The 7,460-nt window shown below is 67.3% G+C and carries 9 protein-coding genes; 4 read left to right on the top strand and 5 right to left on the bottom strand.

The window, feature by feature from the left end; translation table 11 throughout:
* From Q0996_RS18370 to Q0996_RS18380, 3 genes are all read right to left on the bottom strand, one after another.
* On the bottom strand, positions 1 to 1,061 hold a 1,061-nt coding region (locus tag Q0996_RS18370), incomplete at its 3' end, for a tetratricopeptide repeat protein (RefSeq protein ID WP_299623071.1).
* Between the two features lie 145 nt (positions 1,062 to 1,206).
* A complete protein-coding gene (locus Q0996_RS18375) occupies positions 1,207 to 2,067 on the bottom strand; it encodes a 2-keto-4-pentenoate hydratase (protein ID WP_299623073.1) in 861 nt (286 codons plus the stop codon).
* Positions 2,057 to 2,488, bottom strand: a complete 432-nt coding sequence (locus Q0996_RS18380) for a GFA family protein (protein ID WP_299623076.1) — start codon at positions 2,486 to 2,488, stop codon at positions 2,057 to 2,059. Before Q0996_RS18380 ends, Q0996_RS18375 begins: the two co-directional genes overlap by 11 nt.
* A 121-nt stretch (positions 2,489 to 2,609) precedes the next feature.
* On the opposite strand from Q0996_RS18380, the gene Q0996_RS18385 reads away from it, so the two are divergent.
* Positions 2,610 to 3,761 carry an FIST signal transduction protein gene (locus Q0996_RS18385; protein ID WP_299623078.1) on the top strand — a complete coding sequence of 384 codons (1,152 nt, stop codon included), beginning with the start codon at positions 2,610 to 2,612 and terminating at the stop codon, positions 3,759 to 3,761.
* On the top strand, positions 3,761 to 4,555 hold the full coding sequence (locus Q0996_RS18390) for an adenylate/guanylate cyclase domain-containing protein (protein WP_299623081.1): 795 nt from the start codon (positions 3,761 to 3,763) through the stop codon (positions 4,553 to 4,555). Before Q0996_RS18385 ends, Q0996_RS18390 begins: the two co-directional genes overlap by 1 nt.
* A 22-nt stretch (positions 4,556 to 4,577) precedes the next feature.
* Here the strand turns inward: Q0996_RS18390 and Q0996_RS18395 are convergent, their stop codons facing one another.
* Complete coding sequence (locus Q0996_RS18395; RefSeq protein ID WP_299623084.1) at positions 4,578 to 5,228, bottom strand: TIGR02466 family protein; 651 nt, start codon at positions 5,226 to 5,228, stop codon at positions 4,578 to 4,580.
* A 138-nt stretch (positions 5,229 to 5,366) separates the two neighbouring features.
* On the opposite strand from Q0996_RS18395, the gene dapB reads away from it, so the two are divergent.
* Complete coding sequence (gene dapB, locus Q0996_RS18400) at positions 5,367 to 6,173, top strand: 4-hydroxy-tetrahydrodipicolinate reductase (RefSeq protein WP_299623086.1); 807 nt, start codon at positions 5,367 to 5,369, stop codon at positions 6,171 to 6,173.
* A 162-nt stretch (positions 6,174 to 6,335) separates the two neighbouring features.
* Here the strand turns inward: dapB and Q0996_RS18405 are convergent, their stop codons facing one another.
* Positions 6,336 to 6,833: a DUF2244 domain-containing protein gene (locus tag Q0996_RS18405; RefSeq protein ID WP_299623089.1), complete on the bottom strand. Its 498-nt coding sequence runs from the start codon at positions 6,831 to 6,833 to the stop codon at positions 6,336 to 6,338.
* A gap of 129 nt (positions 6,834 to 6,962) precedes the next feature.
* On the opposite strand from Q0996_RS18405, the gene nth reads away from it, so the two are divergent.
* Positions 6,963 to 7,460, top strand: a 498-nt coding sequence (nth, locus tag Q0996_RS18410; protein WP_299623092.1) for an endonuclease III, incomplete at its 3' end; no start/stop codon positions are given.

The following is a 7,460-nucleotide window of genomic DNA, read 5'->3' on the forward strand; positions in this document are numbered from 1 at the left end:
TCCTTCAGTGCCTCGCGATAGGCGGCGACCGCCTCTTCGAGCCGCGCCGTGCCGCTCTCGCGGGTCCCGAGGCATTGAAAGGCGTTGCCCAGGTTGTTCTGGGTCGTTGCCCATTGCAGCGGCACGCGCTCGCGGGTGTATTCCTTCAGCGCCTCGCGATGGGCGGCGACCGCCTCTTCGAGCCGCGCCGTGCCGCTCTCGCGCTCCCCAAGGCATTGAAGGGCGTTGCCCAAGTCGTTTTGGGTCATCGCCCATTCTATTGGATGGTTGTTGCGGCCCCTTAAGTTGAGAAGGGTCATATACCGATCGATTGACTCAGCGAGGGCCGCGTTGTCGCCGAATTCATGGCCCTGTCGGTAGAGGGTACTTGCTTCCTTGCGCAAGTGACCGATTTTTTCGTCTGTGTGCAGTGACGGCACCCGCTTTGCAGCGGTGGCGAAGTGCTGTGCCGCCTCGCGATAACGCAATCGGGTAAGCGCGATATCTCCTCGTAGCGCGGAGGTTCTTGCCGCTTCGAGTTGACGTTTTTCGAGGGCCGCTTCTTCTGCCACAATGACCTGCTCCAGGAGCGAGTCGGCGCGGTCGAGATCGCCGCTATCGAGCGCGGCTCTTGCTTCTCTTTTCAGCGCTGCGACTTCGCTCGGATCATCGGGGTTGGCGGAAACCTGGCTCTTGACGCGTTTGTAGTCCTCGGCGACTTTGACGAGACGCTCTTCGAGCTGTTCGAGCGGTACGTTCGCTTCACCGAGCGCGCGAAAGAAGGCTCGGATGGCCCCTTCGCTGACGCCGAGTTTCTGCTCCAACGCATCAATCGTTCGCTTTTGTTCGGCGGTGAGATGCTGCCTGTCCTGCGCCGGGTCTCTTTTTGCCGCTTCGATGATCTTGACAAGCTGGTCCGCTGTTACCTGGACTGGCGGCGAGTCATCTCTCTTGTTCTGCCAAAAGAACGTGAAGGCTATCCACGCCCCTCCGATGACCACGACAAAACCGCCGCCAATCCATGACAACGTCGCTTGGATTGTCGGATCGGACAACCAGTCCCAGATCGCTTGCCAGTCCATCGATTGACCGCGTTTGGAATCCCCAACCGCTACAGGTAGTCAGGGAACGAAGGTGCTCGCAACACCAATCTTGGGTAGAGCTCTGGTGGGAACGCCTCAATCTGCCCTGCTTAAACGTGCCGCGACAGGCCGTGCTTAGGGCCCTTCAAGAGGTCATTGGACGGTCAAAAGTGCGGCAGACTCCTAACTCGAACCTCAGCCTCAGCCCTTCCAGGCCGAGGTCGCCGTAGTCGGAGGACCAGGTCTCGCCGGGGGCGACGGGCCAAGCGTCGGTGAGGGTTCCGGTGGTGACCATCTCGCCGGCGGCCAGGGGCGGGAACTGGGGCAGCTCCGCGAGCACCCGGGCCAGGTGGACCAGGGCGAGGGCCGGGCTGTCGAGGACGTTGGCGCCGCTGCCCCGATCCATCACCGTCTCACCGCGGGACAGGGTGGCGGTGAAGACCGGAAGGGTGGCGGCGATCCTGGCGCGGTTTTCTTCTGTGATCGCCAGGGGCCTGCCGACCGTCAGGGCGCCGTGGAGGCCGCAGGCCGCGGTGCAGTCGGGCGCCTTGAAGGTCCAGTCCGGGAAGGGGCTCTGAACGATCTCGAAGCCAGGGGCGATCCACTCGACGCTCTCCAGCACCGCCAGCGGGTCGTCGGTGGTGGGAACCGGCCCCTTCAGCTTGAACACCACTTCCGGTTCGATGCGCGGCTGCACCAGGCTGCGCAGGGACTGCGTCGCCCGCCCGGCCTCGGCGTGCTGGACCGTGTGGGTCCAGGTGTGCGCCCACATCGGTTGCCAGACGCCGTAGCGCGGCCAAAGCGTGCGGTTGGTGAAGCCGATCTTGCGCCCGACCGACTGCCAGCCGGCGCCGCGCCGCCGCGCCTCGATCTCGGCCAGGACGGCATAGCCCTCCGCGACGCTGAAGTCGGGATGCGCCTCGGTGATCGGCGCCAGGGTCGCCGCGCCGTCCTGGGCCGCGATCAGCGCGTCGGCGATGCGTGAGAGATGCGAGCTAGAGTTCATCGCCCTCGAGCGCCCCGTCCGAGGAGCCGGCGAACTGCGGCGCGTCACCGGCGATCTCGGTGAAGTCGCATTTCTCGGCGACGAAAATATGGCCGATGGTCCTGAGGCCCGTGGGCTGATCGAGGGTGCCGGCCAGGATGCCGGTGCCCGGCTGATCCACCGGCTCCCAGAACAGGTTCGAGCCGCAGTCCCCACAGAAGCCGCGCCGCGCCCGGGCCGAGCTCTCGTACCACTTGAGGCCGCGGTCTTCGATGAGCACGATATCGCCCTTGGCGGCCTTCGAATGGGGCCCGCAGGCGCCGTGCAGTTTCTGGCAGAGGGAGCAGTGGCAGATCACCACATCGCGCAGGCGCCCGCGCACTTCGTAGCGGACGGCCCCGCAGAGGCAGCCGCCGGCATGTCGTTCTTGAGTCTCGCTCATGTGAAGAGGATAGCGAGGCGCCTTGAAGCGCGCCAGCCGGTGCCATGGCGATTGATCCGGCGGCGCATTTCTGATGACCTGAAGGCGATGGGACGGACATCGCCAAGGAAGGGCAAGGCGCATGCTTAGCGTCGGCGTCGGGCACAGCGCCGATATCGACCTGGACCGGGCTGTGGCGGAGGTGATCGAGTGGTCGCGCGCCGGCCTGGATGGGGTGGCGCCGCGCTGCGGCCTGCTCTTCGTCGCCGACAGTCTGGATCTCGCCGCCGTGCTGAAGGGCCTGCGACGGGCTTTCCCCGGCGTCCCCCTGGTCGGCTGCACCAGCGGCGGCGAGGCTTCTTCGGGCCTCGGCTTTCAGGACGACTCCATCCTGCTGATCCTCTTCGGATCGGCGGATCTGGTGGCGGCCACCGCCCTGGGCCGGGCGCCGAGCGAGGATCCCGAGGGCGCCGCCGCCGAGGCCCATGCCGAGATCGGCCGCCAGCTCGGCGGAGTGCCGCCGCGGCTCTGCTTCATGTTCAGCGATGCCCTGCACGCCGATCCGGGCTTTGTACTGCGGGCCCTGAACGATCTCTTCGGCGACAGCGTGCCCATCGTCGGCGGCGCCGCCGCCTGCTATCCGCCCGGCCCGGAGACGCGGGTGATCTTCGGCGACGAGGGCCTGCGCGAGGGCGTGGTCCTGCTGGCGCTGGGCGGCAGCCTCGACGTGGCCATCGCCACCGAGAACAGTTGGCAGCCCATCGGCAAGCCCGGTCGCATCACCGATTCCAGCGGCAAGACCGTCTACCGGATCAACGATCAGCCGGCCCTGGATTTCTATCATTCCATGCTGGGGCCGGAGGCGCGCACCTTTCTCGGCGCTCCTCTGGCGATCATCGAACGGCAGGGCGGCATCAGCGTCCGCTCGCCCATGACCGTCGATGAGGAGACCCGCTCTCTGGAGGTCAGCGGCGGCATCCCCGAAGGCGAGACGGTTCAGCTCGCCTTCGCCACCTACGACGACGTTCAGCAGGGCGCCGATGCCGTGGCCGAGCGCACCCTGGCGCAGTTCCCCCAGGGCCGCGATCCGGCCCTTCTGTTCTTCTGCTCCTGCGGCGCGCGCAAGATGTTCCTGGCGCTCGATGTCCGCACGGAGTGCGACCAGCTACAGCGCAAGGTCGGTGCGGGAATCCCGGTGGCCGGGTTCTACGGGTTCGGTGAGATCGGCGGCGCCACCACCGAGGCGCCCCCGCGCTTCCACAACCAGGCCATCGTCTCGATCGCAATCGGCTGATGGCGCCCTCCGAAATCGACGACCTCCTGGCCGATCTGGACCGGCAGAACCGGCTTCTGGCGCGCCAGCTTGAACGCCGTGAGCAGGCACTGCAATTGCTCCAGGATATCCAGCGCGGCAACACCCATCTGCAGAAATCGCTGCTGAGCGAGATCGAGGCCGAAAAGGAAAAGTCCGACCGCCTGCTGCAGAACATCCTGCCGGCCGATGCCATCCGCCGTCTCGGCGCCGGCGAAAGCCTGATCGCCGATGCCGTCGACTGCGCAACGGTGGTCTTCGCCGACCTTGTGGGCTTTACGCCGCTCTCGGCGGAGATGACGGCGAGCGAGCTGGTGCAGAGCCTGAACACGCTCTACTCGGCCTTCGATGACGCCGCGCAGCGTGCGGGCGTGGAGAAGATCAAGACCATCGGCGATGCCTATCTGGCTTGCGCCGGCCTCGACGGCCAGCGGCCGGATCACGCCATCATCGCCGCCCGCTTTGCGCTGGAGATCCGCGATTTTCTGCGCATGGCAAAGGCCCAGGGCACACTGCCCTGGCGCATGCGCATCGGTCTGCACTCCGGCGGCCTGACGGCCGGGGTGATCGGCAAGCACAAGTTCGCCTACGACATCTGGGGCGACACCGTGAACGTCGCCGCGCGCATTCAAAGCGTCTGCGCGCCGGAAGCGGTGCTGGTCTCCGAGGACACGGCAGCCCTGCTGGCCGACGGCTTCGATCTCAGCGACGAGGGCGAGGTGGTCCTCAAGGGCCGCGGCAAGCGGCGGGTCTTCCGGCTCGAACACCGCGCGTGAGCGGCCCCCCTGGAAGCCTGTTTCAGTCCTGCTTTGGCAAGTAGGCGTCGGACCACCGCAGCATGGCGTTGAAGGAGATGCTGATGCGCTTCTCCTCGGCCAGGTTGGGGTGGACGAAGTGCAGCAGGAAAGCGGGCCAGAGCAGGATCTCGCCAGGCCTTGGGTGGTGGGTGAACTCCGCCTCGATCTGACGGTCGCCGCGGATGGCGGTCATGTTGGCGGCGTTGCGCGGATCGTAGAAGGAGATCGCGCCGGGGCGCAGGTCGTCCCGGTTCTCCGGCAAAGCTTCTGCCGGCTGCGCCTCCGGCACCGCCACGTAGTAGGTGCCGCTCAGGTAGGCGTGGGGATGGTTGTGGGGGTCGTGGTAGTCGCCGCGCCGGTTCACGTTGGCCCAGCCCTGCAGGTGCCAGTTGACGGCATAATCCAGGCCGGCGCGCTTCAGGTAGTCGATCACCGTCTTGTTGATGCAGTCCCGCAGCCAGGCGACGGCGGGGTTCTCCAGGGTCAGGAGGTTGCCGGCGCGGTAGTCGGTGGTGAGGTCGCGCTTTTCCGCCTCCATGGCGAGGATCAGCCGTGCCAGTTCCGCGTTGGCGACGTCGTGGCCCGGCAGGCTTCGGCGCAGCAGCGTGGTCGGCCAGAGGTCGAGAAAGCCGCCGCCGTCCGGCTCGGGCATGGTTGATCTCTCCTTGGTTTTGAGGCGAGCAAGCCAGAGCCGGAGGCTGCTCGTCAAGGCCGCAGGGGAACGGGGAAGCCGCCGGCTTTGCGCCCTGATCGTGCCGTGCTAAACCGCCTTCCGGACAAGGAGAGGCGAATGGAACCCTTCAAGATCGGCATTGTCGGCTGCGGCGGGCGCATGGGCCGGATGAACCTGGCCGCCGTCGCGGCAGCCGACGGCTGCGTCATCGCCGGCGGCACCGACCGGCCGGAAAGCCCGGTGATCGGCAGCGACATCGGACTGCTGGCCGGCGGCGAGCCCCTGGGCATCGCTGTCGGCGACGACCCGGTGGAGCTCTTCGCCAAGGCCGATGCGGTGATCGACTTCACCAGCCCCGACGCCAGCCGGCGCCATGCCGATCTGGCGGCCCAGGCGGCCTTGGTCTATGTGATCGGCACCACCGGCCTCGACGGCGAGCATCAGGCCGCCATTGAGCGGGCGGCACTCCATGCCGTGGTGATCCAGGCTGCGAACATGAGCCTTGGGGTGAACCTGCTGCAGCTCGTCACCGAACAGGTCGCCCGCGCCCTCGACGCAGACTACGACATCGACATCCTGGAGATGCACCACCGCCACAAGGTGGACGCGCCCTCCGGCACCGCCCTGATGCTGGGCGAGGCGGCGGCCAAGGGCCGCGGCGTCGAACTGGACAGCGTCGCCTGCAAGGCCCGCGACGGGATCGTCGGTGCGCGCCCGCGCGGTGAGATCGGTTTCGCCACCCTGCGCGGCGGCGACGTGCCCGGCGAGCACTCGGTGATCTTCGCCGCCGAGGGCGAGCGGGTGGTGCTCACCCACAAGGCCAGCAGCCGCGAGGTCTTCGCCAAGGGCGCCGTCAAGGCCGCCCTCTGGGGCCGCGGCAAGCCCGCCGGCCTCTACTCCATGCGGGATGTTTTGGGGCTGTAGGGCGGTGCCACGAGCCCTCCTTGGCCGGCTTTCGGCGGCGAGGGTGTCACCCCCACCCCATCCCTCCCCCATCGAAGGGGGAGGGAGAAGTTATTGAAGCGGCTTATAAAATTCCCCTCCCCCCTTGACGGGGGGAGGTCGGGAGGGGGGTGAAACCAGCGCTTAGTGTGTCGCGCCGCGAGCGCCGGCGAGAGCGTGGCGCAGGGCGTCGGCCAATTCGGCCCGCTCCTCCTTGGTCAGGAAGCTGCCGATGGCCAGGGTCTTGCCGTGGGAGCGCAGCACCAGCGGGCTGCTGTGCCGCGGCGGGTTGTCCAGCAGCACCTGCAGCCAGGTGGTCTGGAACTGCCAGCTGCGCCGCTGCCCGCCGGGCCAGATGCGGGTCACCGTCAGGTCCTCCGCCGTCAATTTGAGTTGCTCCACCAGCCGGCCGCGGCGGTAGCTCACCTTGAAGGCGACATAGATGATCAGCACGTCGGCGCCGAGGAAGCCGATCACCGGCCAGGCCCCGGCCAGGAAGAAAGCAAGACCGGCGCCGAAGCTGATGGCGCAGACCGCCACCATGAGCAGCAGGAAGCCGCGCGGCGAGAGGCTGCGGTGCGGCGTCAGCTCCGCATCGAAAAGCAGGGGCGTGCGCGCCTTGGTGTGAAGGTCGTCTTCCATAACCCGTCTTGCGCCCCACTATAGACCGCGCCGGCCTTGCGGCAAAGGCGACCGTGACAGAAGGCGGTCGTGACAGGTGGCGGCCGGAGGCCCTACACTTCGGGCCCCTGAGAGAGGCCGTGCCCCCCAATGAAAAAAGCCGACATCGTCACCTTCTTCGACCGCCTGGCGGAAACCATGCCCGAGCCCAAGGGCGAGCTGGACTACATCAATCCCTATACCCTGCTGGTGGCGGTCGCGCTCTCCGCCCAGGCCACCGACGTCAGCGTCAACAAGGCGACGGGCCCGCTGTTCAAGAAGGTCACCACGCCGGAGGCCATGCTGGCCCTCGGCGAGGCGCGGCTGAAGGACCACATCAAGACCATCGGCCTCTACAACTCCAAGGCCAAGAACGTCATGGCCCTGTCGCGCATCCTGATCGCCGAGCACGGCAGCGAAGTGCCGCGCGACCGCGCCGCGCTGGAAAAGCTGCCGGGGGTCGGGCGCAAGACCGCCAACGTGGTGCTCAACATCGCCTTCGGCGAGCCGACCATCGCCGTCGACACCCACATCTTCCGGGTCGGCAACCGCACCGGCCTGGCGCCGGGCAAGACCCCGCTGGCGGTGGAGCAGAAGCTGGAAAAGGTG

Origin of the sequence: Pelagibius sp. (genome assembly GCF_028289705.1) — a bacterium.
GTDB lineage: Bacteria > Pseudomonadota > Alphaproteobacteria > Kiloniellales > Kiloniellaceae > Pelagibius.